A 26,369-nucleotide genomic window follows, 5' to 3' on the forward strand; every position below is an offset into this window, starting at 1 on the left:
AATTAGAATCATGAAAAAGAATAGAATAACAATACTTTTAATCATATTATTTTCGGGAGTATTATTTAGCTGTGAAGACCAGTTGCAAGAGGAAACTTTTTCTCAGCTAGATCCCTCCGCCTTATTTACCTCCGCTAACGGAATTGAACGCGTTTTATATGCAGCTTATTCCGATGTGCAGATAATTGGAAACCTGGGTAATAACACCGCATTTTTCGAAGAATGGACAACTGATGTAGGTTGGGAAACCGGTGGAGGGGCCAACCGAAATGCAGTTTTAATGATCAATTTCACCTGGGATGCTTCATCTCCCGGCCAGTTTACAAACGAATGGAACAGAAGATATACAGCCATTAGAAACTGTAACCTGGTATTGGAAAACATCGACGGATCGCCTGTGGATGATGATGTGAAAAGCCGGCTGATTGCCGAAGCGCGCTTTTTACGAGCAGCTTCCTATTACACCCTTTATACGTTTCACGGAACCGTTCCTTTGCGCAAAAGCAATGCCGACCCGCTTGAATTGCCAAGAGCTTCTGAAGAGGAAATGTTAACATTTCTTGAAACAGAATTTAAAGAAGCTGCTCTAGATTTACCTAAAAAGGGAGAATTAAATGGTTATGCATACGGTCGCGCAACGAAAGGTGCAGCTTTAGGTTATCTTACAAAATTTTATCTGAATACAAAACAATGGCAAAAATGTGCTGATGCCGCCAAGCAGGTAATGGATCTCGGTATTTACGAGTTATGGCCTGATTATACCACGCTATTCACAGTAGATAATGAGGAAAAGAACGATGAATACATTTGGGTATCTGCAGCAAAAACCACCCGTGGTGGCTGGGCAAACCAATATATGTGCGGCGCCTTTCCTCCAAACTTCAAAAGCACTGTTGATGGAAGTATTGTATTTACGCCAAACATGCGAAACTGGGCTCGCCAGGATCGCCTCTACGATTCGTTTTATAACTCGTTTGAAGAAGGTGACACAAGAAGAGATCTGATTATAACCGAGTACATTAACAACAAGGGAAATACAATTTCATTATTAAATAACAACAACACAAGGGCCTTTAAATTTACGCCCGATCCGAATGCAATAAATAACGACCATGGTAACGATATTCCGGTAATTCGTTATGCCGATATTTTATTGGCACGGGCCGAGGCTTTAAACGAAGTAAACGGGCCAAATCAGGAATCGATCGATCTGATAAACGACGTTAGAGAAAGAGCAGGGTTAGAAGATTTGAATTTATCTGACTTTAACACGAAGGCAGAATTGCGCAGCCACATTTTGGACGAACGTGGTTGGGAGTTCTACACCGAACGTAAAAGAAGACAGGATTTAATCCGTCATGGAGAGTTAATTAGCCGTGCAAAAGCCAGAGGTGTTACAAATGCAGAGGATTACCGCGTATTATTTCCAATTCCGCAGAATGAAATAAACGCCAATCCGATGTGTGAACAAAATCCGGGTTATTAGTACGCGCATAGTATAGTTTAGTTAGTTAAAGCATATCCTTTGTTCAGGGATATGCTTTTAATTCCGGCAAACAGAGTTTTCCGACAATAAATAATTCAGATATTATGATTCAAATTGTAATACTACAACTATTTCTCCTTTTATCAGGTTGTATAGCAAGTGTTGCCTCTGTGGAGAAAGCTGAATCCAAATCTATTAATAAGCCTAATATAATTATCATTCTGGCTGATGATCAGGGATGGGGATCAACTTCGGTGCAAATGGCTGAAAATAACCCCTTGTCGGCAAGTGATTTTGTACGAACGCCAAATCTGGAAAGCCTTGCAAAAAGAGGAGTCGTGTTTTCAAATGGATACGCAGCTCATCCCAACTGTTCTCCTACACGGGCAAGTATTCAAACCGGAAAAACACCGGCTCAGCTACGAATGACTGACATTGTTGACCGGCACAATGGCCCCTTCTTTAAAGGAAATAAGCTAATTCCACCGTATCATGTGTATGGATTGCCGAATGAAGAGATTACGTACGCAGAACTTATAAAATCGAATTTGCCTGATTACCGAACTGCTCATTTTGGAAAATGGCATCTTGCTGCCGGTGGCCCACAGGCCCATGGTTTTGATGCCAGTGATGGTGCAACCACAAACAGCGAAGGAAATCATAATATTGAAGACAATCCGAAAGATATTTTTGGTATTACCAACCGTGGTATAAATTGGATGAGAGAGCAGGTAGAAAGCGGGCATCCGTTTGTAATGCAACTTTCGCATTATGCCACACATTTAGGAATGGAAGCTAGACCTGAAACCATCGAAAAAGTGAGCAATTATCCTCCGGGAACACGACATGATTTAGTAAAATTTGCCGCTATGGCCGAGGATCTTGATAAAGGGCTCGGTATGGTACTCGATGAAATTAAAAAGCTGGGAATTGAAGACAACACCTATGTGATTTACCTGGCTGATAACGGCACTTATCCAACAACAAATCCGGAAAATATTAATGGTCCTCTGCATGGATGGAAGGCCACTTTATGGGAAGGTGGAATTCGGGTTCCTTTTATTGTTAGTGGCCCGGGCATCAAGCATCGCTACTCTACAACCCCGGTAACCAGCTGCGATATTTACCCAACTATTTGCGATTGGCTGAACATTAACGAAATGCCCGTTGGACTGGATGGTGGAAGCCTTGCTCCAAACATACTTGACAGCAATAAAAAGGTGCACAGGGAAAACGATTATCAGGTGTTTTACTTTCCGCATTATCAGCATCAAAAAGGTACTCATCCGGGAGTGGCAGTTATTAAAGACAATTATAAACTGATCAAGTACTACGAAGACAATTCTGAATACTTGTTTGATATGGATAAGGATCCTCAGGAGTTGAACAATATTGCTAATTTGAATCAGAAAATTCTCGAGGAGTTAAATCGGGATATCGACGGCTATTTTGAAACGCATGATATACAATTACCCACGCTAAATACAGATTACGATATTAGCAACGATCCGGGAAGAAACTATTTCGGAATTAAAGCGCAATTACTAAAAGAATCGTACTTTATCGTAAAGTAGCATAGGGGTAAACTTCTTTAAAGCATTAAAATAGCTGGGTTCTGATGCTATTCTCCGCGATGGAGTGTTTCCGGGGATTTTAGCAATAAATGTTGAAATCTGAACGAAAGTCCCCATGCCACGAAGATATTTGCTAACGAGAGCCAGTCGGTAGATGTAATTTTGAAAGCTGTATAATATATAATCTAAACAAGTATGTATAAAAACATCATCACTTTAGTTTTCGCATTTCTTTTTGTTAGCGTGTTGCATACAAATGCGGAACAAAAACCTAATATTCTAATCATCATGGCGGATGATTGTACGCACAGTGATTTGCCGCTTTACGGAGGACAGAATGTTAAAACACCACATATCGATCAACTGGCTTCGCAGGGAATGACCTTTAATAATGCCTATGTCACCATGTCGATGTGTGTGCCCTGCCGTGCTGAATTATATACCGGCTTACAACCGGTTAGCAGCGGTGTTTGCTGGAACCATGCCATCGCACGAACCGGAACCCAAAGTATTGTTCAGTATTTGGGTGAGCTGAATTACCGCGTAGGTATTACCGGAAAAGTACATGCCGATCCGCGCAGCGTATATCCGTTTGAAATTGTAGAAGGTGTAGAAGACAATTGCGTTTCAACAACAGCAAAATACGATGCTGCCGGTATGAGAGAGTTTATGGCCCGCGATCAGGAACAACCATTCTGTATGGTAACAGCCTTGGTGGTGCCTCATATTCCATGGACGGTAGGCGATCCTTCTCATTTCAAACCCGAAGAATTTGATCTTCCACCATATTTGGCTGATAACAAAGAAACACGCACCGAATTTGCCAAATACCTGGCCGAAGTTGAGGTGCTTGACCAACAAATAGGAGAAACTTTAGCACTTCTTGATGACTTGAAAATTGCCGATAATACCATCGTGATTTTTACTTCAGAACAAGGTGCACAGTTGCCATTTTGTAAATGGACCAACTGGAACAATGGTGTACACACCGGATTTGTGGTGCGCTGGCCCGGAAAAGTAGAAAGTGGTGTCCGTACCGATGCACTTATTCAGTACAACGATGTATTGCCAACTTTGCTTGATGCGCTTGGAAGTACTACCAAAGCCGAATTTGACGGTAGCAGCTTTTTACCTGTTCTGCTCGGAGAAAAAGATACGCACCGCGAATATGCCTACTTCATGCATAACAATGTGCCCGAAGGTCCGGCATATCCAATTCGTTCAGTTACCGATGGTAAGTACCACTACATACGTAATCTTAGCCCTGAAAACCTTTACATCGAGCGGCATCTGATGGCGCGTATGCCACTAAATAAATACTGGCCATCGTGGGTTTTCGATGCTTCGGATGATCCTGAAATTTTGGATTTGGTAACCCGTTACCAGAAACGTCCGGCAGAAGAACTTTATAATTTGGCTGACGATCCGAACGAGATGAAGAACCTGAGCAATCAGAAAGAGGTAAGTGGAATTCAGAAAAAGCTTTCGAAGGAACTCGACAAATGGCTGAAAGAACAGGGCGATCCGGGTGCCGGACTCGACACTTACGAAGAACTGCAAAATGCAAGAAAAGGCAATCATTTTAAAGCCTTAAATGATTGAATTGTAGGTTTTTGATTGGGCGTTTGGTGGAAATCAAATTCCTGATTTATTAAATGATTTTACCAGTTCTATAATTCAATATCCAGATAGAAATTTAAAACAAGAATAATTTTGCATAAACAATTTAAAAGATGAAGAAGATTAAATTTAATTTAACAGCCATTGTTTTGTTAATCAGCTTTGGACTTTATGCCCAGGATTGGCAGCCGGTAGGCGATAGAATTAAAACCCGCTGGGCAGAAAAAGTAACTCCCGACAATGTTTGGAAAGAATACCCACGTCCTCAAATGGTGCGTCCTGAATGGAAAAGCCTGAATGGACTATGGGAATATGCTGTAACATCAAAAAACGCAACAAAACCTGAAGCCTGGGAACAAAATATCCTGGTTCCTTTTGCCTTGGAAACACCACTTTCAGGTGTTGGAAGACGAATTGAATCAAACGAAGTAATTTGGTACAAACACTCTTTTGAACTGGCTCCAAAAGCAAACGAACGCCAGTTGTTAAATTTCGAAGGTGTTGATTACAAATGTATGGTTTGGGTTAACGGTGAGCTGGCCGGTTCGCATGTTGGCGGTAACCTGCCTTTTTCGTTTGATGTAAGCGATTTGGTGAAACCGGGCGAAAACGAAGTAAAACTGCGTGTGATTGACGGAACCGATGATTTTGACTTATACCAGTTACGCGGAAAACAAAAGCGCGATAACGGTGGTATCTGGTACACGCCATCGTCTGGAATTTGGGCACCTGTTTGGATTGAATCGGTTCCTGAAACCTATATTAAGTCGGTAAAACTATTGGCCGATATGTATGGCGAATTAAAAGCAGAAGCAACAATTGGTGGTTTACAACAAAAAGCCCAATTGCAGGTTAGCGTTTTTGATAACGATGAACTTGTGGCACAAAAAAAGGGGCTATGTACCGATGTATTGTTAAGCGTAAAAAATGCTAAACTTTGGTCGCCATCTTCTCCAAAACTTTACGATCTGAAAATTGAATTGCTCGACGAAGAAGGAAAAGTTCTTGATGTTGTAACTTCTTACACCGGATTCAGAACAGTTGGAAAAGCCTGCGATGCAGAAGGTAACTGGCGATTCACTCTAAACGGCAAAGAAATTTTCCATTACGGACCGCTTGATCAGGGATGGTGGCCTGAAAGTTTTCTGCTTCCTCCATCAGACGAGGCTATCGTTTGGGAAATGGATTTTCTGAAAAAGGCAGGATTTAACATGATCCGCAAGCATAAAAAAGCTGAAATTCGTCGATATTATTATCATGCCGACCGTATGGGATTTGTTATTTGGCAAGACCAGACATCGGGTGGTAGCGGTGGCCGCGAATGGCCAAAATGGAAAAGACTGCACATGGAGAGCGAAGATTATGCTCCGAAAAGACCTGATCAGTGGCACAGAGAAGATGCGCTTGATGCAGACTGGCCGGATTGGGCACACGAGTTGTATAAAAACGAACTGAAAACAATGATTGATGTGCTTTACAATCATCCGTCGGTAGTAGTTTGGACAACCTTTAACGAACGCTGGGGGCAACACCGTAGTATGGAAGTTGGTAACTGGGTAGAAGCTTACGATCCGTCGCGCCTGTTAAACATTGCTAGTGGTGGTAACTTCTTCGAAGTGGGCGACATTGCCGATCAGCATGAGTATCCGCATCCAAATTACCCCTTAGACGTGGATCTTTATAATGATTACATAAAAGCTGTTGGTGAATTTGGTGGTCACGGTTGGGCCGAGAAAGACCATATCTGGGATACATCAAAAAGAAACTGGGGTTACGGTGGAATGCCAAAAACGAAAGAAGAATACATCGAACGTTATGTTGAAAGTTGTAGAATTCTTGGTGAGTTAAGAAAAAAAGGAATCAGTGCGGGTGTTTATACCCAAACTACTGATGTTGAAGGTGAGCTTAACGGACTGATAACCTACGATAGGGCAGTAATGAAGATTTCACCTGAGAAACTTTATGAAATTCATAAAAAAGCCGGATTACTTGATTAATCTGATTCATGAAAAAGAAAGCTATAATACTTAGTATATTTTTCGGTTGTTTGTTACTTGTTGTTCAAACAGTTTCAGCAGGTAACCCACCTTCCGAAGCAGCCGGTCAGCAGCCAAATATCGTATTTATCCTTGCCGATGATTGTACGCACTGGGATATTGGTTGCTACGGAAGTGTGGATTCAAAAACACCGAATATTGATAAGCTGGCTTCAGAAGGAATGCTTTTTACACGATGTTACGAAGCAGCTCCGATGTGCTCGCCAACCCGGCATAATATTTTTACCGGTTTGTACCCGGTAAAAACGGGGGCTTATCCAAATCATACCAATGCAAATCAAGGAACAGAAAGTATAGTGCAATACCTGACCCCTCTGGGGTATAGGGTTGCACTTTCGGGTAAAAGACATATTGGGCCCGAAGCGGTATTTCCTTTCGAGTATCTCGGAACCAAAAATAATCCGGAGTTCAATTTGGTTGAAGGTTTCCTGAAGGAAGTGAAAGACAGCAAAGAACCTTTTGCTTTGATGCTTACTTCAAACGAACCACACACGCCGTGGAGCAAAGGCGATGCATCGCAGTTCGATCCCGATAAAATTACTTTGCCGCCGCACTATGTCGATACAAAAGAAACCCGCGAAGCCTATTGCCGGTACCTCGCCGAAATTAACTTCCTCGACGGGCAGGTAGAACAAGCGCTCGCTTTAATCGATAAATATGGTTTTACCGAAAATACAATGGTTGTTTTTGCCAGCGAGCAGGGCAACAGTTTCCCATTTGCTAAGTGGACCTGTTACGAGGCCGGTGTTAAATCGGCACTAATTGCAAAAATGCCGCAAAAAATTCAGCCCGGAACCACATCTGATGTCATTGTGGAATATACCGATTTGTTGCCAACTTTCATTGATGCGGCTGGTGGTAAAATTCCCGAAAAACTGGATGGAAAAAGTATGTTACCTCTGATGCTCGGAAAAGCTGAAAAAGTAAAAGATTACGCTTACAGCCTGCAAACCACACGAGGTATTCATAATGGCAGCGAACATTATCCTATTCGGGCTATTGTTAACGATCGTTACCGCTATATCTGGAATATTACACCCGATGTTGAATTCAAAAATATTGTAAACAACATTGGTGAAAAAGGTACACTGTGGTACAAATCGTGGGAAGAAAAAGCGGAAACAGATAAGAACGCCGAGGCCCTCGTGAAAAAGTATCGAAGCCGACCGGAAGAGGAACTTTACGACATTATTGAAGATAAGTGGTGTGAGAAAAACCTGGCCGAATTGCCTGAATTTGAAAGCATAAAAAAGCAGCTTCGAAACGAGCTGATGAAATGGATGGAAGAGTGCGGAGACGAGGGATTAAAAACCGAAATGGAAGCATTCGAACACATGCCAAACAAGAATAAATAAATAGTGTAAACCATAAACTTCAGTCTAAACCAATTAAAAAATGAAACATATCTGCCTGCTTTTTTTTGTGAGCTTTTTACTGCTCAATTGTAAAGGCGAAAAACATAACACGGAACAATCGGAGCCCGGTCGTCCAAATATCATTTTAATTCTTTCGGACGATATGGGATATTCCGATCTGGGCTGCTATGGAGGCGAAGTGGAAACACCAAACCTTGATGCCCTGGCGGCAAATGGTTTGCGTTTTACCCAGTTTTATAACGGTGCACGCTGTTGCCCAACCCGTGCCAGTTTAATTTCGGGTTGTTACCCACACCAGGTTGGAATCGGGCACATGACCAATACGCCAAATAATTTTACCGAGCACGACTTGGGAATTCCTGAATATCGTGGCTTTTTAAACCGTAATGCGGTTACAATTGGTGAGGTAATGAAAGATGCCGGTTACGCAACCCTGATGACCGGAAAATGGCACCTTGGAATTTCCGATCAATCAAAATGGCCGCTTCAACGCGGGTTTGATAAGTTTTACGGAATTATACCCGGCGCAAGTAACTTTTTTAAACCTACTTATCCGCGCGGTATCACTTACATGAACGACACGATTTCGGTTACCGACGAGGATTATTATACCACTGATGCTTTTACCGATTATGCGATAAAATTCATCGACGAATCGGCACAGGAAGAACCTGAAAAACCTTTTTTTCTTTACCTGGCTTACACGGCGCCACACTGGCCTATGAATGCCCCTCAAAATGTAGTTGAAAAATACAAAGGCAAATACATGGAGGGATGGACCAAACTGCGCGAAACACGATTTGCCCGCATGAAAGAAATGGGAATCATCGACGAGAACTGGGAACTCAGCGATCAGGATTCAAGAGAATGGGATTCCTTAGACGATGAAAAGAAAAAGGAGATGGATATACGCCGGGCTATTTATTCGGCAATGATCGATCAGATGGATCAGAACATTGGAAAACTGGTTGACTACCTTAAAAAAGAGGGTCAATTGGATAATACGCTAATCATTTTCTTAAATGATAACGGAGCATGTGCCGAAGGTGGAGAACTCGGCGGCGGGCCTGCAGAGCAGCTCGAAACCAAAGAGGGTTATTTCCTGACCTATGGCGGCGCCTGGGCCAATGCATCAAATACACCTTACCGCGAATACAAACACTGGGTGCACGAAGGCGGAATTGGTACACCTTTTATTGTGCACTATCCCAACCTTATTCCTGAAGAAAAACAAGGACAGCTTGTTTCAGAATACGGCTTCTTGCCCGATCTGATGGCTACTTTTGTTGATGTTGCACAAACAAGCTACCCAACAGAATACAATGGAAACGAGATTGTACCGGCGGCCGGTAAAAGTTTGGTTCCGCTTTTTGAAGGAGAGAACAAACGCATTCATACCGAACCCATTTTCTGGGAACACGAAGGGAACAAAGCCGTTCGTTTGGGTAAATACAAACTGGTTTCGAAATGGAACAATAAACGTGAAACCGAGTGGGAATTGTACGATATGGAAACCGACCGGACCGAGATGAGCGATTTAGCCCAGAGTATGCCCGATAAGGTTGCCGAAATGGACAAAATGTACAGCGATTGGGCCACAAAAAATAATGTGCTGCCCTGGAATGAGATAAGGAAAATGTATCAGGAGAAGAGAAAAAATAACTGAAAATCAAGGATATGATCTCAAAAAATATAAATAAGGTTATTGTACTGCTGATTTTACTGTCAGGCTTTTTAATGGCTTGCACAAATCAAAATCAAACGGAACAGGCAAAACAATGGAGTATCGAAAAAGCCAATTCATGGTACGATAAGTACCCGTTTCTTGTAGGTGGAAATTATGTGCCGGCCTCGGCCATCAACCAGCTGGAAATGTGGCAGGAAGATACTTTTGATCCGGAACGTATTGATTTTGAATTGCGCCGGGCCTCAGAAATCGGTATGAATACCATGCGCGTATTTCTACACGATTTGGCATGGACACAAGATAAAGATGGATTTTTTAATCGGGTGGATCAGTTTCTGACCATTGCTGACAAACACGGAATTAAACCCATGTTTGTGATCTTTGACGGTGTTTGGAATCCTTATCCGAATGTTGGAAAACAACCGGAACCGGTGCCACATGTGCACAATTCGGGTTGGGTGCAATCGCCCGGTCGAGAAATTTTAGAGAACTCCGAAAAACAGAATGAACTAAAAGAATACGTTCAGGCTGTTATTACAAGATATAAAGATGACGAACGGGTTTTGATATGGGATTTGTTTAACGAACCCGATAATTCGAATGCCGGAAATTTTGGTGGTGGAAGTAAAGAGCCGGAAATGGCTCCGGAAGAAAAACTGGAGCGGGCACTGGAGCTGTTACAGAAAGCTTTTACCTGGGCGCGCGAAATAAATCCTTCGCAACCTTTAACCGCAGGTGTTTGGGGAGCTCCAACCTGGTTGGAAGAACCTGATTCCATAGAAAAATTCAGTCTCGAAAGTTCGGATATTATCTCATTTCACAGTTATGATGGTCCGGAATCAACGCAGAAAATGGTTGACGGTCTGAAAAAATATAAACGCCCGCTAATGTGTACCGAGTACATGGCCCGCACGGCAGGTTCTACATTTGAAGCCATTCTGCCCATCTTTCATAAAAACAGGGTGGCGGCTTATAACTGGGGTTTGTTTTCCGGTAAATCGCAAACCATTTATCCATGGGAATCGTGGACAAAAGAATATACCGCTGAACCGGAGCTCTGGTTTCATGATGTGTTTAGGGAAGATGGAACACCCTACAATACAAAGGAAACAAGGTTAATTCAACAATTATCGATAAGGCCGGTTACCGTTTTAAGCAAAACTCCGGCAGTAGCAAAACCCGACAACCGGGAAACAATAGAAGCCGGATTGCAGGCACACGATAAATCGTTGTTTATAAAAGACGGCTGGATTCGTGATCCTTACATTGTTACAAGTCCCGAAGGCGAATATTACCTCACCGGAACAACTCCTTTAAATGATGAGGATTGGGTGAATACCGATCCGTACAATTTGGGTTTGGGCGACTACTCCTGCGTGGGCTGGAAAGCACACATTTGGAAAAGTAAAGATCTGATAGACTGGCAGCCGGTTGAAAATGCCTTTAGTTTAAAAGATGGAATCTGGGCTAAAACACATCCGGAAAGTTTTGAAGAAACCGATCCTTCAAAATGGTTGTTGTGGGCACCCGAAATTCACTGGACAGGCGATCGCTGGGCTTTGGTTCATACCAGTCCTTTCCCGCACAGCGGAGCAAACCTGTCGCTATCAAATGGTGCTGAACCTGTTGGTCCCTGGGAAAATCCAATGGGCGAAAAGATTGCCCGCCGGCACGATCCTTCGTTATTTAATGACGACGATGGAAGCTGGTGGCTGATTTGGGGAGCTACGCAAATTGCTAAATTGAAACCTGACTTTTCAGGTTTTGAAGGTGAACCAATAAAAATAGGACCTAGTGGTGACACTAAGAATATGGGCCACGAAGGTTGCCTGATTATGAAAATAGACGGTAAGTACGTGTTGTTTGGTACGGGCTGGTCAACAGGCCTGATGCGACGTGGAACCTATAATTTGTATTATGCCGTAGCCGATAAAATTACCGGCCCATACAGCGAGCGCAAATTTGTGGGACGTTTCCTCGGGCACGGAACCCCGTTTAAAACCAAAGACGGAAACTGGTGGTGTACAGCATTTTATAATGGAAATGTACCCCCGCTTGAGAAAGAGGGTATCGAGAACGAAAATCTAATATTTACAGCAGCTTCAATAAATCAACGCGGAACTACAATTGTTCCTCTTGATGTTTTTACTGACGATGACGGAGAACTGATTATCCGCGCAAAAGTTTCGGAATACGCAACTCCGGGACCGGACGAAGCACAGAAATTTGATGAATAATATGAAGAACTGGTATTCACATACAATAGTACTTCTCGCAATAGTTGCAGTTGGCAGCTTCGGGGCATTTGCCGGAAACGAAACCACTTCAAAGCCAAATATCATTATCATTCTTGCTGATGATTTGGGTTATGCTGATGTTGGTTTTCACGGTAGCGATATTAAAACACCACATATCGATCGTATTGCAAGCGATGGTGTGGTACTTGAGCAGTATTACGCCTGCCCGATGTGTTCGCCAACCCGGGCCGGACTAATGACCGGCCGTTACCCCATTCGTTTCGGATTGATGCGCGCGGTTGTTCCTCCTCAACGTGTGTTTGGTATGCCACCCGAGGAAACAACCATTGCCGAAATGCTAAGCGAAGCAGGGTATAAATATCGCGGTATAACCGGGAAGTGGCACCTTGGTCACCAGGAAAAGAAATGGACACCGGCCAACCAGGGCTTTACGTTTTTTGAAGGGTGCCATAACGGTGCAGTCGATTATTTTACACAAGACAGAAATGGAGAACGGGATTGGCAGGAATTGACCAAGCCTTCGGAAAAGACTGGTTATACAACCGACTTAATTGGCAATGCTGCCATCGAATTTATTCAATCGGTACCAAAGGATGATCCTTTCTTTTTGTATGTGCCATTTACGGCTCCTCATTCGCCGTTTCAAGCCAAAGATGAGGATTTGAAAAAATATCCAAATCGGCAAGGAGACAAGAAAACTTATGCTGCCATGGTTGATTGTATGGATCAGAATATTGGAAAAATACTGGCCAGCATCGAAGATCGCGGACAGTTGGATAATACTTTCATTTTGTTTTGCAGCGATAATGGTGGCGTTAAAAAGGTGGCCGATAATTCACCTCACCGTGGTTCAAAACTTACTGTCTACGAAGGAGGAATAAATGTTGTTGCCGCAGCCCGGTGGCCGGCCGGAAATATTTCGGGTGGCAAAATAATTAAAGAGCGAGTAGGATATATTGATGTGTTTCCTACAATCGCCGGAATTGCCGGTTGCAATCAATTGCCGGCTGAGCTGGATGGGATCGATATGATTAAGGCGCTGCAAGGTGAAAAATTGCCGGATCGTACCTGGTTTACCTATCTCGACCAAGGCGGGGAGAAAGTGGAGCAATTTGCCTTAAATACCGACGAGTGGAAGTTAATATGGCGACGTAATGCAGCTGATAGTTCGAGAGAACAAGAAAAAACCGAGCTGTACCGGATAGGTGAGGATCGAGGTGAAGTCGTTAATTTAGATACGGAACAAGAGGCAGTTGTTACAAAGCTAAAAATGGAAATCGGTAATATTTATAAGTTAAAATCGAAAAATCAGATACCGAGATACGATGAAAAAGAAAAGCTTTCCGGTCCGGTGTTGCCAAACTGGTTTCCTGAAAATTAAAAGTAGGACAAGCTTTAAAAACAAAATAGAACAGATAGCTAAGAACAAAAATTTTTGTATAAACAGTATTACGATATGAAAAATCGAATTTATTTTATCATTGCACTGGTGTTGTTGGTAAGCAACGTAAAATACACCTTTGCACAGAAATCAGAAAAACCCAATGTATTATTGATTTTGGTCGACGACCTGAAACCCAACCTGGGGGTTTATGGCGATGAAACCGCAAAGAGTCCGAATATCGATCGACTGGCTTCAAAAGGAATGACCTTTAAAAATGCTTATTGTAACCAGGCAGTTTGTATGGCATCACGCTATAATTTATTACTTGGAGCCCGCTCAACCAGTACCGGGATTTTCAATTTTGGTACACAGTTTCGCGAAGTATACCCCGATGCAGTTACTTTGCCTCAGTATTTTATGAATGCCGGTTACCACGTTGAATCGATGGGTAAGGTATTTCATATCGGGCACGGAAACGACAACGACGAAGCATCGTGGAGTATTCCTCACCATAAAGAAAAAGTAATTGAATACCTGCTTCCTGAAAGCACCAACAGAGAGCTAACACGTGAAGAGGCTTATTTCCAGAACTCGGCAATGTTTATCGAAGATCTTCCAAAAAACTGGAAATTGCCAAGAGGTGCTGCATGGGAAAGCCCTGATGTGCTGGATGAAGCTTACGCCGATGGACGTGTTGCTACACATGCTATTAACCGCTTGCGAAAGTTGAGTAAAAATCCGGATCAGCCGTTTTTTATGGCCGTTGGATTTGCCCGTCCGCACCTACCGTTTTGTGCTCCTAAAAAATACTGGGACATGTATGATCCCAACGAACTGCCTATGCCGGTAAACGAAGAGCAACCAAAAGATGCTCCTGAATGTGCCTTAAAACGAAGGGGTGAAATTGTTCAGTTTTTTCCGATACCTGAACAGGAAACAGGGATTTATGATGACGACTTAAAACGAAAGCTGATACACGGTTATTACGCCAGTATGAGTTATATGGATGCTCAGCTGGGGCGCGTAGTTGAAGAGTTGGAACGTCTGAACCTGGATGAAAACACCATCATTGTATTATGGGGCGACCACGGCTGGCACCTGGGCGATCACGGAACTTGGACAAAACATACAAACTTTGAGCAAGCAACTCGAATTCCTATTGTTTATGTTGCTCCAGGTGTAACAACTCCGGGTACAAAAACCGACCAGTTAACTGAAACTGTTGATATTTACACCACTTTGGCTGACCTTGCAGGCCTTGGAAAACCGGATGTTCCGCAACCTATTGACGGAACCAGTTTGGTACCTGTTTTAAAAGATGGTACAAAACGAGTGAAAGATCATGCCTATCATGCTTTTAACAAAGGTGGCTATATGGGAGAAGCCATACGCACAGAGCAGTACCGTATGGTGCGCTGGACACCAATGAGAGATGCGAACAAAGAAGTTTTGTATGAGTTGTATGACTACGTAAACGATCCGCATGAAACTCAAAACTGGGCAGCGCAAAAACAAGATAAAGTAGCTGAATTGGAGAAACTGCTGAATGCACACCCAAAGGCAAAAACAAGACCTGGGAAGTAGAGTCAAATTAATCATCGAATTATGAATCGAATAAGTATTTTTCTATCAATAATTTTATCGTTTTGCTTTACAAATACCTTTGCCGGCAATGGTGTTCAGCAAAACAACGATAAAAAAACAAACATCCTTTTTGTCTTTATCGACGATATGGGCTTTGCCGATTTGGGATGTTATGGCCGCGAAGATGTTCATACACCAAATATCGATCGTTTGGCAAGTGAGGGGATTTTGTTTACCCAGTTTTATGTGAACTCGCCAATTTGTTCTCCATCGCGAACAGCGGTTACAACCGGGCAATATCCGGCGCGTTGGGGAATAACTTCATACATCGACAGCCGTGAAGCGAATGAAAACCGGGGAATGAAAAATTACCTCGATTTGTCGGCTCCGTCGGTAGCCCGCAACATTCAGGCAGCTGGCTATTACACTGCACACATTGGCAAATGGCACATGGGTGGTGGCCGCGATGTAGGTGAGGCACCGTTAATTACCGACTACGGTTTTGATGAATCGGTAACGCAATTCGAAGGTTTGGGCGAGCGTTTTCTGGCTACCTATGAAACACTGAATCTTCCAGACAGCACGCGCGGATTGGAAAAACAATCTGCCCGCTTGGGAAGGGGAGAGGTACATTGGGCAAAACGTGAGAACTTTACTCAGATTTTTGTAGACCGCACCATTGATGCCATTGAAAATGCACAAAAAGCGAACAAGCCTTTTTACATTAATCTTTGGCCCGATGATATCCATACGCCGCTTGAGCCGCCGAAAGAATTGCGTGGCGATCTTTCAATGAAAGCACGGTTTTTGGGTGTTATGCAAGAGATGGATAAACACATGGGCCGACTTTTTGATTACATCCGAAATAATCCGGAACTCCGCGATAATACGCTTATAATTTTTACCAGCGATAATGGTCCCGACAAAGCAGTAAACACAGCTGGACCATTTCGTGGCTATAAAACAGTGCTGTACGAAGGCGGATTCCGCGAACCGTTTATCAGCTGGTGGCCGGGTAAAATTTCAGAGAAGAAAGCAGGCACAAAAAACACAAAAACCGTAATGGCCGCAATCGATCTTCCTTTGGTATTTATGGAAATTGCGGGAGCCACTCCGGATGAAAATGTAACATACGACGGCGAGTTGATGCTGGACGCCATTTCAGGGAAAAAACAACAAAAAAGATCAAAACCGATTTTTTGGATCCGACCTCCCGATCGTCCCGGTTATGAAGGAACACGGGCACCGGATTTGGCTGTTCGAAAAGGAGATTACAAGTTGCTGATGAATTTCGATGGATCGAATGTTCAGTTGTATAACCTTGAAAAGGACATGGGCGAAACACAGAACTTAAAAGATAAAGAACTCGCTAAAGCTGCCGAGTTAAAAAAAGAGCTGGAAGAATGGTTTAACAGCTATCCGTTAGACATTGATTTAATAAAGTTCTCCTTTAAAAAATGATGAATAATACCCTTAAATTCCTGGTGTTTCTGTTAGCTTCATTTTGTTTTGTTGCTTGTGCGCACAATAATAGCAAGAAGCAAAATGAAGTTCCTGCACCTCTTTTTGTCGATCCAAACTATCAGGGATCCTGCGATCCGGAGATCGTTTGGAACGAACACGAACAGCAGTGGTACATTTATTATACAGCCCGTCGTCCGATGCTGGAAAATACCTGGCTGCAAACACCTATTGGAGTGGCTGTTTCAAAAGACATGATAAACTGGGAATTTAAGGGTTATTGTAAATTTGATGGTGTTGGTGGTGAAAAGGATGCATCATCAACATTTTGGGCGCCTGCAATTATTTCGGCCAATGATACTTTGCACATGTTTGTTACCTGGAAACCCGACACCATCCCAACGCAGGGAGCCTGGGGCGGGCAGGGGTGGATTGTGCATTATAAAACACCTCTTACGAACCCTGTTGATGGCTGGCAAAAGGTAAGTGCCTTGCATGGCGATAACCTGAATACTATCGATGCTACCGTTTACCAAAGTAAAAATCAGTATCACGTTTGGTTTAAAGGAAAGGAAAAGGGGGCTAAGAAAAATGAGCTCTACCATTTAACCACTTCCGATTTTACCAATTGGCAAGAAGCCGGCTTCTCAAAAAGCGATGTATTTAATTCCGAAGCAACCGGATCAAATTTCGAGGAGGCACCTTATATTTTTCAGTGGAAAGGGAAGTATTGGTTGATTACCGATCCGCACAACGGCTTTTTTGTATACAGTTCTGCTGATGCCGAAAACTGGGAATTTCAGGGTACGATATTAAAAGAAGGTGGCACACGAAATCTGGATAATTCGATGGCGCGGCATTGCAGCGTTGCAGTAAAAGACGGCCGGGCTTTTATTTTTTATCATGTAGAACCCTGGCGGCGTTACGATCTCGAAAAACTGAAAGGCGAGGGGAGAAAACGGATTTTCGATCAGCCCTTAAAAAACAGGGAGAGTGTGCTGCAAATGGCAGAGCTTGAAATTCGAAACAATAAACTATATTGCGATAGAAATAAAACTTTCGAACTTAAATAGCATAAACCTAAAACTGATGAGCAAATTAAACCTTCACCTTTTTCTTCTGCTTCTACTTGGTGTTTTCAGCTCCTGTTCAACAGGCACAAAAAGCATCGAGACTAAATCAGAAAAGCCAAACATTGTTATCATTTATCTTGACGACCTGGGCTATGGCGATGTTAGTGCCTACGGAGCCATTGAAATTCAAACGCCAAATATTGATCGTTTGGCCAACAACGGAGTAATGTTTACCGATGGTCATGCATCTTCGGCAACGTGTACGCCGAGCCGTTATGCCCTGTTAACCGGAGTTTATCCGTGGCGAAATAAGGATGCCAAAATTTTACCGGGCACCGCATCGCTGATTATTGATACCGCACAGGTAACCATTCCTAAAATGTTAAAAGAGCAGGGCTATTATACCGGAGTGGTTGGAAAATGGCACCTTGGCTTAGGTAGTGGTCAGGTGAATTGGAACGAGCACGTTTCGCCGGGGCCAAATGAAGTGGGTTTCGACTATTCGTACATTATGGCTGCCACGCAAGACCGCGTACCAACAGTTTACCTCAAAAATGGACTGGTTGAAGGCCTTGATCCGAACGATACGATAGAAGTGGACTACAGTAAGAATTTTGAAGGCGAACCAACCGGCAAGGACAATCCTGAATTGCTGACGATGAAATGGCATCACGGGCATAACAACTCAATCGTTAATGGTATTCCGCGAATTGGCTTTATGAAAGGTGGCAAGAAAGCTAAATGGAGCGATGTGGATATGGCCGACCATTTTCTTGCAAAAGCTCAGAACTACGTAAAACAACACAAAAACGAGCCATTCTTTTTGTATTATGCCCTGCAGCAACCTCACGTTCCGCGTACACCACATCCGCGATTTGTTGGCAGTACCGATCTTGGACCGCGTGGAGATGTGATTGTTGAAGCCGACTGGTGTATAGGTAAGTTTATAAAAACACTGGAAGAAGAGGGAATTTTGGAAAATACACTGATCATTTTATCGAGCGACAATGGCCCGGTACTTAACGATGGCTATTACGATGATGCTGTTGAGCGAATTGGCAATCACGACCAAAACGGTGGACTGCGAGGTGGGAAGTACAGTTTGTTTGAAGCCGGAACACGAGTTCCTTTTATCACTTACTGGAAAGGAAAAATTGAGCCTAAAAAATCGGACGCGCTAATCAGCCAGATTGATATTCTTGCATCAGTTGCGAAATTAACCGGCGCAGAAGTAAATTCTTCTGATAGTGAGGAGTTGTTAGATGTTTTACTCGGGAAATCGGATGAAGGTAGAGAAGAACTTGTATTAGAGGCATCTTCACGTACAGCGCTACGTAAAAACAACTGGTTAATGATTCCACCATACAAAGGGGCGGCAGTTGCAGTGCAGGTTAATATCGAATTGGGAAATTCTTCGGAGTTCCAGCTTTACAATCTGAATGATGACATAGGTCAGCAGACGAATCTGGCCAAAACAAATCCCGACAAATTGAATGAAATGATCGGTGATTACAAAGAAATTGTTGGAACAATGAATTCAGAAGTAGAGGCGTTGGAATTGAAATAATAGCTCTTTATTTATTACTGTTTCTTTCGTTGAAAGCTTTTTCTTAACTTGCTGACTGGCGCCTTGCAGTTGAAATATCAAAGTAATATTCTGATGAATATTGTTCTGCCAGACCTTGGTTGACAAGCCGCCGTGTAGCAGATAAATATTGCCTGGTAAAGCATTTGGCAGAAATTAATAAAACTTATTAAACCGGATGAAACGAATGCAAATTATTGGACGGGTACTTATTGGACTTTTGTTGCTGAATGTTACAACAACATGTTTCGCATTTCAAGAAAGTGAAAAGACGAAAACTAAACCGAATATCATTATTATCCTTGCTGATGATATGGGGTATTCAGATATTGGCTGTTACGGTGGAGAAATGCAAACGCCAAATATCGATAAGCTGGCCGCTGAAGGAATTCGGTTTACTAACTTTTACAATGCAGCGCGCTGTTGCCCAACCCGTGCATCCTTACTTACTGGTCTTTATCCGCATGAAGCCGGTATGGGTGGGATGGTACAAACCGGAGATACAGAACCGGGGCCGTATCAGGGGTACCTGAATAACGAATGTGTTACCATTGCAGAAGTTTTAAAAGAAGCCGGTTATTATACGGCAGCATCCGGGAAATGGCATGTTGGAGAGGAACGCCCCAACTGGCCGGTCGACAGGGGATTCGATAATTATCATGGGCTAATCAGCGGAGCGGCCAACTACTTCGATATAACAAAAGCAAAAAACGATCGTGTAAAACGGGTTTTTGCCAAAGACAGTGCGGCTTATGTTCCCGATCCGAACGGGTTTTACATGACCGATTTTATTACCGAAAATGCATTGGAATATCTGCAAACGGCTCAGCAAAAAGAACAACCTTTTTTCTTGTATCTGGCCTACACAGCACCCCACTGGCCATTACATGCTTTACAGGAAGATATTCAGAAATTCCGGGGAAAATTCAGAAAAGGCTGGGACGTATTGCGGCAAGAACGGATTGTCCGTATGAAGAAAATGGGCATTGTTGATGATGATATACAAATGAGCGAACGAGATGAAATGGTAGATGCCTGGGAAGATTTGAGTGACGAGGAGAAAGATAAAATGGATTTGTTAATGTCGATTTATGCCGCGCAGATTTATCGGATGGATATTGGCATTGGCCGTATAATGGATAAGTTGGAAAAAATGGGAGAAAGCGAAAATACAATGGTGCTTTTTCTTTCAGATAACGGCGGATGTGCCGAAGGAGGTAAAAATGGGCAGGACTTCTGGGGGAATTTCTGGGACGGTGATGCGGTACCCGGAACAGGAGACTCCTACCACAACTATGGCCGCTCGTGGGCCAACCTTAGCAATACGCCTTACCGGATGTTTAAACATTGGGTTCACGAAGGTGGAATTATTACCCCTCTGATAGCAAGGTGGCCAAAAGGAATTGAAAATGAAGGAACAATAACACGACAGCTCGGTACTATCCGCGATATTATGGCAACATGCTGCGATATGGCAGATGCAAACTACCCCGAAGAATATAAAGGTGCTGCAATAAAACCAACAAACGGGCAAAGTTTGGTACCTGTTTTTCGTGGCGAAACTTCAGAGAAAAGCACTCCGCTGTTCTGGGAACACGAAGGAAATGCCGCTGTTCGAATGGGCGATTGGAAATTGGTATCAAAAGACGGAGAGGACTGGGAACTGTATAATTTAAATACTGACCCAACAGAATTAGAAAATGTTATCGACGAAAATTCCGACAGACAAAAACTAATGATTAAAGCCTATAGTGACTGGGCAACCTCGATTGGCGTAAAATGAAAATATAACTTTTTCAGAACCTGCAGGCATGGAAGCATTCGGGCAAAAAGTTACTTAACTTTTTTGTGTGAAGTAAACCCTCGCTTTGTTTCATTTGTATTCTTATCTAAATCGAATACACAAAAATGGATTTATAAATCAGATCGGAAACCATTTATCTAATAGCCCTTTATCTGCTGAATTGCCGGTAACTTTTCATCATCTCGTTAAAAATAATTTTCCTTGTCATACAAGAAGTGTAGTATTTTATTAATATTTGTAAGATTACACTAACTAACGAGCTAATTGCGTGGATGATCTATTCTTAAAAAAAGGTCTTAACGAACAGAATAAGATTGTTTTCGACTTCTTGTTTCAATACTATTACAGTGGTTTATGTGCTTATGCCGAAACGATTGTTAGGGAAGAGGAAGTTGCCGAAGATATTGTACAGGAATTGTTTGTTAAAATCTGGATTAATTCAAAAAAGATTTCAGTAAATGGCTCGTTAAAAAGCTATCTGTTTACAGCGGTACGCAACCGGTGTTTCGACTTCTTAAAACATCAGAATGTTAAATCACGTTCAGCCCGGTTGAACCATGGAAAAGGAGATGTTGATGAGTCTACTCCTGAAAATTGGCTGGTAGAATCGGAACTTCGCGATATAATTGAGAATAGTATTACTAAGCTGGCTCCCCGCTGTCGGGAAATATTTATGATGAGTCGTTTTGATGGATTAAAAAATCAGGAAATTGCTGATAAATTAGGGCTTTCGAAACGTACCGTCGAACTCCAGATTACAAATGCACTAAAGGCTTTGCGTAAAGACTTGAAGCCATATCTCCCTGTTGTTCTGCTTCCATTTTTATAGAAAACTAAATTTCTTTCAAAATAAATATGTGTGTTTAGGTTCCTGCTCGTCATTAAATCAAAATGAGCAAAGAACAATATATCGAAGAATTACTTCCGGGCTGGTTTGAAGACTCACTTAGCCGGGAAGAAAAACAAAAAGTATCCGAATGGATAGATGCTTCAGATGAAAATGCCAGATCTTTTAACGAGTTTGAAAAAGTATGGCAGCAAACAGAGCGTCTTCGGAGCATGCAAAAGTATGATGCCGTTCAGGCACTTCAAAAGGTTCATAAACGAATACATAATACCACAAAAACCAGCTTTGTAGAGATTTTTAAAAGAATTGCAGCGGTTTTAATTCTGCCGCTGTTGTTCGCCAGTATTTATTTCTACTTGCAGGAACCGGATATCGCACCGGAAGCCCAACAGTGGTATACGCTAAAAACTGAAACAGGAATGCGATCGCAGTTCGAATTACCCGACGGAACTTACGTATTCTTAAATTCAAACACAAGCTTGCGCTACCCACTTGCTTTTTCGGGCAATACAAGGGAAGTAGAGCTTCAGGGAGAAGCCTATTTTGACGTGGCGAAAAATGACGAGAAGCCCTTTCTTGTTAACACCGGAAAAATTGTAGTGGAAGTAACAGGTACAGAATTTAAAGCCTCAAATTACACGGATGAACAACTCGTTGAAGTCGTTTTGGTTGAAGGCAGTGTTAATCTTTGTCAATGTGCCGCTTCCGGGCAACGCAGTGTAATTCAGGCATTAAAACCCGGTGATAAAGCAACGCTTGCCGGTAGTGATAACAAACTTTTTGTAGAACAGGTTGATGTGGCTAAATACATTGCCTGGAAAAATGGAGTATTAATGTTTCGCGACGATTCTATGGAAGACGTTGTACGACGACTTAATCGTTGGTACAATGTTGATATTGACATAAGTAGCGTTTACCTGGAGGACTATGTATACACCGCCACATTTGAAGACGAAACCCTGATTCAGGTGCTTGATTTGCTAAAACTTTCTGCACCAATTGATTATAGAATTAAAAATAGAAAACGCAAAGCCGATAATACTTTTAGCAAAATGGAGATTGAGATCATCGAAAAATAACTAACATATAAAACAAAGGGAAGCGTTGGCCCGCTTCCCATTGTACTTTCCCTTTGTCTTTTTGGCCAAAGATAAAGGGGAACTAATAAATATTATTAATTCAAAAGCGAAGTAAACTTATGAAAAAATTTGGAATGAATTGGCCCGGGCTGAAAAAGCTATGGGCTACTAAAACTTTTTTGTGTATGAGGTTAACATTGTATGTCTTTTTCCTCGCTGTTATTCAGGGATTTGCTGTTGATAGCTATTCTCAGGTAACAAAACTAAGCCTTGAGGTTTCTAACTCAACCGTTCGCGAAGTATTAACACAAATCGAAAGCGAAACCGAATTTTATTTTTTGTACAACAGCAAAATTGTTGATGTTGAACGTAAAATAAATGTAAGCCTTCAAAGTAAAAAAATTGAGGAGGTACTTGATGTGATTTTCAATGGAACACCTGTGGAGTATACCATTGTTGATCGGCAGATTGTTTTGTCAAACTCCGAATTGAATTCGGATGGCGAACAAAATAAGCAAATAAAGGGTACTGTGAGAGATGAGAATGGTGAACCCTTGCCGGGTGTTACAATTGTTTTTCAAGGTACAACCCAGGGAACAATTTCTGATATTGATGGCAATTATTCGATGATAATGCCCGATGATGCAGAGGTACTTGTTTTCTCTTTTATTGGAATGATGACTCAGGAAGTCAGTATTGATGGTAAGGAGGAAGTTAATGTAACGATGATACAGGATTATATCGGTATTGAAGAGGTAGTGGCCATTGGATACGGTACTACCAAGAAAGAAGATCTGGTATCATCTGTAGCACAGGTAAAAGCCGAAATTATTGAAAATCAGCCAACTGTTCGTGTCGATCAGGCTCTGCAAGGGCGTGCTGCAGGTGTTGAGGTAACCTCTACCAGTGGTGTTCCGGGAGGTAATGCAGTCATTCGTATTAGGGGAACCAGTTCGATTAACGGTAATAACAACCCGTTATATGTAATTGACGGATTTATTGCCGGAACAGATTTTAACCTAAACAACCTTAACGTTAACGACATTGAATCGATTGAAGTGCTGAAAGATGCAACTGCACTTGCTATTTATGGTACAAGGGGAGCTTCAGGGGTAATTTTAATTACCTCGAAAAATGGTAAAAACCTTGCAAAGGGTAAAACTCAGGTTAGTGTGAACCAATACCTGAGTTATCAGCAAACAGCAAACCGAATTGAGCTGGCCGACTCAAAACTGTATGCTGAATATCGTAATGAAGAAGCACAGTTTGTACCCGGCCCCGATGGTTATGGATATACTGATTCATCCTTGCCACTGATCTTCGATGATCCGGCATCGGCACCGTATACCGATTGGATTGACCTGGTATCTCAAAACGGATTAATTAATAATACCGACGTATCAATTACCGGTAATGCCGATAAGGCCAATTATTATATTTCTTTTAATCATTTTGATCAGGAAGGAGTTGTAAGAGCTTCAGGTATTGAGCGTTTTTCATTACGTACCAACCTGGATTTTAATTTGTCTGATAAATTTACAACGGGTGTTCGTTTAAACATTTCGAAGTTTAAAAAAGAGAACAATAAAGTTGCATATAGTCAGATTGTTACGGCAGTACTTCCCATTCGTGAGGTATATACCGAAGATGGCAGTTTTACTTCAACCAATCCTGTTAGTGGGTCATTACAACGTAATCCTGAAGCGGATATTCAGATGCGCGTTAATCACGATTTGGTTACAAATATTATATCAAACGCATACCTGGAATTTAAGCCGGTTAAAGACCTGGTATTTCGTAGCTCTGTTGGTGTTGAATTAAATTACTTTAAAGGTAATGTTTACAATCCCGGAGCACTGCCCGAGCGTTCAGCCCAGGGAGTTGGCGGATATGCCAGTATCGATACCAATCAGAAACAAAGTATTTTGAATGAAAATACAGTAACCTACAATTTAGATTTGGGAGATCACAACATCAAAGTTCTGGGTGGTTTTACCATGCAAAAAATTTCAAACGAATCGGTTAGTACTGCTGCCGAGGGATTCCCAAATGATGTTCTGGAGTTTAATAATCTTAGCTTTGGTTCAGATCCGCTGTTAAACCAGGTAGGATCGGGTTACAACCAACGTACTTTTGTTTCAATGCTTAGTCGTATTAACTATGGTTATAAAGGAAAATACCTGTTAACATTAGTGGGACGTCGTGATGGCTCTTCGGTTTTTGAAAATGGGAATAAATATGCATTCTTTCCGTCAGTTGGTGTAGCCTGGAACGTTTATAAAGAGCAGTTTATGGAGGATTTTGGATCCATTTCCATGATGAAATTAAGAGGAAGTTATGGTATTGTTGGAGAACAAGGGGTTAATCCATATAATTCGTTGGCTAAATTCAACAGTTCGGCAACCTATTTTAACGAAACATTAGTACCTGCAGTGCTTATTGGTGGTTTGCCTAGTAAAGATCTAACCTGGGAAACAACAAAACAATGGGATTTTGGTGTTGAAATGGGATTTTTGAATAACCGCTTTGGCTTCGAAGTCGACCTGTATAAAAAAACAACCGAAGATCTGCTGCTGGCGCGTGATTTACCCGGAACAGCCGGTGGGTCGCAGTTGCAAAATGTTGGATCGATCGAAAATAAGGGACTCGAGTTTAGTGTTCATTCAGTAAACATTTCGAAATCTGATTTTAGTTGGGAAACAACTTTTACACTTTCTGCTAACCGAAATAAGGTTCTCGACCTTGGCGGAGACGATTATATAAACTTAAACCAGCCGAGTAACCAGGGTGGGGCGGGATTACGCTTGATTCCAGGCGAACCGGCACCTGTGTTTGTTGGTGCAACTTACCTGGGAACCTATAAAACAGAACAGGAAATTATTGACGATGGCCGCGTTGGAGTATCTTTTCTCGGAGGTCCGCGTTATGTTGATTTAGATGGAAACTCGGTGATTAACGATGAAGATAAATTGCCGATCGGTAGTCCGCAGCCTGATTTTTACGGCGGATTACGAAATACACTCAATTATAAAGGATTTACCTTCGATTGTTTCTTTCAGTATTCATACGGAAATGAAATGTACAACTTGCTAACACATGTTGGATGGTTTGGTCGTGGCGATCAGGTATTGGTTCCCGATGTTGCAAATCGTTGGGTTGAAGGTTTGAATGAAACATCTGATGTTCCCCGGGCCGGTACTTCAACAAGTTTGTTTAATCCTAACAGTACCGCATTAATAGAAGATGCCTCGTTCATTCGTTTGAAATCAATGTCGCTGGGCTATAATCTTCCGGTTAAAAAGCTTGGAATCGATAATTTGTTTAGCCGTTTTAATGTTTATGTTGCAGGTAATAACCTGTTGTTGATCACTAACTGGACGCTAGGCGATCCCGAAGTTAGCAACTATGGCAGCAATAACCTCTCTCAGGGTGTAGCAACGGGCCAGTATCCTTATGCGAGAACTTATACCGTAGGTGTAAAAATCGATTTTTAA

General features: G+C 42.2%; 16 protein-coding genes. All 16 read left to right on the top strand.

Annotation, left to right across the window (positions count from 1 at the left end):
* The first annotated feature begins 10 nt into the window (after positions 1–10).
* The gene (locus LH29_RS09810) at positions 11–1,486 is read left to right on the top strand and encodes a RagB/SusD family nutrient uptake outer membrane protein (protein WP_045028239.1); all 1,476 of its coding nucleotides are present in this window, start codon (positions 11–13) and stop codon (positions 1,484–1,486) included.
* 104 nt (positions 1,487–1,590) lie between these two features.
* Entirely contained in the window at positions 1,591–3,060 is a 1,470-nt protein-coding gene (locus LH29_RS09815; RefSeq protein WP_082063525.1) for a sulfatase, read from the top strand.
* A gap of 195 nt (positions 3,061–3,255) precedes the next feature.
* Positions 3,256–4,662: a sulfatase family protein gene (locus LH29_RS09820; protein ID WP_052670720.1), complete on the top strand. Its 1,407-nt coding sequence runs from the start codon at positions 3,256–3,258 to the stop codon at positions 4,660–4,662.
* A gap of 131 nt (positions 4,663–4,793) precedes the next feature.
* Entirely contained in the window at positions 4,794–6,677 is a 1,884-nt protein-coding gene (locus LH29_RS09825) for a glycoside hydrolase family 2 protein (RefSeq protein WP_052670721.1), read from the top strand.
* A gap of 8 nt (positions 6,678–6,685) precedes the next feature.
* Entirely contained in the window at positions 6,686–8,092 is a 1,407-nt protein-coding gene (locus LH29_RS09830; RefSeq protein ID WP_082063527.1) for a sulfatase family protein, read from the top strand.
* 40 nt (positions 8,093–8,132) lie between these two features.
* On the top strand, positions 8,133–9,779 hold the full coding sequence (locus tag LH29_RS09835; protein WP_052670722.1) for an arylsulfatase: 1,647 nt from the start codon (positions 8,133–8,135) through the stop codon (positions 9,777–9,779).
* An 11-nt stretch (positions 9,780–9,790) separates the two neighbouring features.
* A complete protein-coding gene (locus tag LH29_RS24770; RefSeq protein WP_045028247.1) occupies positions 9,791–12,037 on the top strand; it encodes a family 43 glycosylhydrolase in 2,247 nt (748 codons plus the stop codon).
* Between the two features lies 1 nt (position 12,038).
* A complete protein-coding gene (locus tag LH29_RS09845; RefSeq protein WP_052670723.1) occupies positions 12,039–13,439 on the top strand; it encodes an arylsulfatase B in 1,401 nt (466 codons plus the stop codon).
* 75 nt (positions 13,440–13,514) lie between these two features.
* On the top strand, positions 13,515–15,026 hold the full coding sequence (locus LH29_RS09850) for a sulfatase (RefSeq protein ID WP_045028250.1): 1,512 nt from the start codon (positions 13,515–13,517) through the stop codon (positions 15,024–15,026).
* A gap of 21 nt (positions 15,027–15,047) precedes the next feature.
* Positions 15,048–16,487: a sulfatase-like hydrolase/transferase gene (locus LH29_RS09855; protein ID WP_052670724.1), complete on the top strand. Its 1,440-nt coding sequence runs from the start codon at positions 15,048–15,050 to the stop codon at positions 16,485–16,487.
* Positions 16,484–17,560, top strand: a complete 1,077-nt coding sequence (locus LH29_RS09860) for a family 43 glycosylhydrolase (protein ID WP_045028252.1) — start codon at positions 16,484–16,486, stop codon at positions 17,558–17,560. Before LH29_RS09855 ends, LH29_RS09860 begins: the two co-directional genes overlap by 4 nt.
* Positions 17,561–17,576: 16 nt before the next feature.
* Positions 17,577–19,127 carry a sulfatase family protein gene (locus tag LH29_RS09865; protein WP_045029138.1) on the top strand — a complete coding sequence of 517 codons (1,551 nt, stop codon included), beginning with the start codon at positions 17,577–17,579 and terminating at the stop codon, positions 19,125–19,127.
* Between the two features lie 196 nt (positions 19,128–19,323).
* The gene (locus LH29_RS09870) at positions 19,324–20,928 is read left to right on the top strand and encodes an arylsulfatase (protein ID WP_045028255.1); all 1,605 of its coding nucleotides are present in this window, start codon (positions 19,324–19,326) and stop codon (positions 20,926–20,928) included.
* A 289-nt stretch (positions 20,929–21,217) separates the two neighbouring features.
* Positions 21,218–21,778 (top strand): RNA polymerase sigma-70 factor, encoded by a 561-nt coding sequence (locus LH29_RS09875; RefSeq protein WP_045028258.1) that lies wholly within the window; start codon positions 21,218–21,220, stop codon positions 21,776–21,778.
* 62 nt (positions 21,779–21,840) lie between these two features.
* Positions 21,841–22,875: a FecR family protein gene (locus LH29_RS09880; protein WP_045028261.1), complete on the top strand. Its 1,035-nt coding sequence runs from the start codon at positions 21,841–21,843 to the stop codon at positions 22,873–22,875.
* 185 nt (positions 22,876–23,060) lie between these two features.
* Positions 23,061–26,369, top strand: a complete 3,309-nt coding sequence (locus LH29_RS09885) for a TonB-dependent receptor (protein WP_198152397.1) — start codon at positions 23,061–23,063, stop codon at positions 26,367–26,369.

The sequence above is a fragment of the Draconibacterium sediminis genome, assembly GCF_000949475.1.
Taxonomy (GTDB): domain Bacteria; phylum Bacteroidota; class Bacteroidia; order Bacteroidales; family Prolixibacteraceae; genus Draconibacterium; species Draconibacterium sediminis.

Bases quoted from the DNA above. Each gene is read 5' to 3' on its own strand.
- LH29_RS09815 (WP_082063525.1), top strand. From the start codon at position 1,591: ATGATTCAAATTGTAATACTACAACTATTTCTCCTTTTATCAGGTTGT.
- LH29_RS09880 (WP_045028261.1), top strand. From the start codon at position 21,841: ATGAGCAAAGAACAATATATCGAAGAATTACTTCCGGGCTGGTTTGAA.
- LH29_RS09830 (WP_082063527.1), top strand. From the start codon at position 6,686: ATGAAAAAGAAAGCTATAATACTTAGTATATTTTTCGGTTGTTTGTTA.
- LH29_RS09870 (WP_045028255.1), top strand. From the start codon at position 19,324: ATGAAACGAATGCAAATTATTGGACGGGTACTTATTGGACTTTTGTTG.
- LH29_RS09860 (WP_045028252.1), top strand. From the start codon at position 16,484: ATGATGAATAATACCCTTAAATTCCTGGTGTTTCTGTTAGCTTCATTT.
- LH29_RS09820 (WP_052670720.1), top strand. From the start codon at position 3,256: ATGTATAAAAACATCATCACTTTAGTTTTCGCATTTCTTTTTGTTAGC.
- LH29_RS09885 (WP_198152397.1), top strand. From the start codon at position 23,061: ATGAGGTTAACATTGTATGTCTTTTTCCTCGCTGTTATTCAGGGATTT.
- LH29_RS09835 (WP_052670722.1), top strand. From the start codon at position 8,133: ATGAAACATATCTGCCTGCTTTTTTTTGTGAGCTTTTTACTGCTCAAT.
- LH29_RS09850 (WP_045028250.1), top strand. From the start codon at position 13,515: ATGAAAAATCGAATTTATTTTATCATTGCACTGGTGTTGTTGGTAAGC.
- LH29_RS09845 (WP_052670723.1), top strand. From the start codon at position 12,039: ATGAAGAACTGGTATTCACATACAATAGTACTTCTCGCAATAGTTGCA.
- LH29_RS09865 (WP_045029138.1), top strand. From the start codon at position 17,577: ATGAGCAAATTAAACCTTCACCTTTTTCTTCTGCTTCTACTTGGTGTT.
- LH29_RS09855 (WP_052670724.1), top strand. From the start codon at position 15,048: ATGAATCGAATAAGTATTTTTCTATCAATAATTTTATCGTTTTGCTTT.
- LH29_RS24770 (WP_045028247.1), top strand. From the start codon at position 9,791: ATGATCTCAAAAAATATAAATAAGGTTATTGTACTGCTGATTTTACTG.
- LH29_RS09810 (WP_045028239.1), top strand. From the start codon at position 11: ATGAAAAAGAATAGAATAACAATACTTTTAATCATATTATTTTCGGGA.
- LH29_RS09825 (WP_052670721.1), top strand. From the start codon at position 4,794: ATGAAGAAGATTAAATTTAATTTAACAGCCATTGTTTTGTTAATCAGC.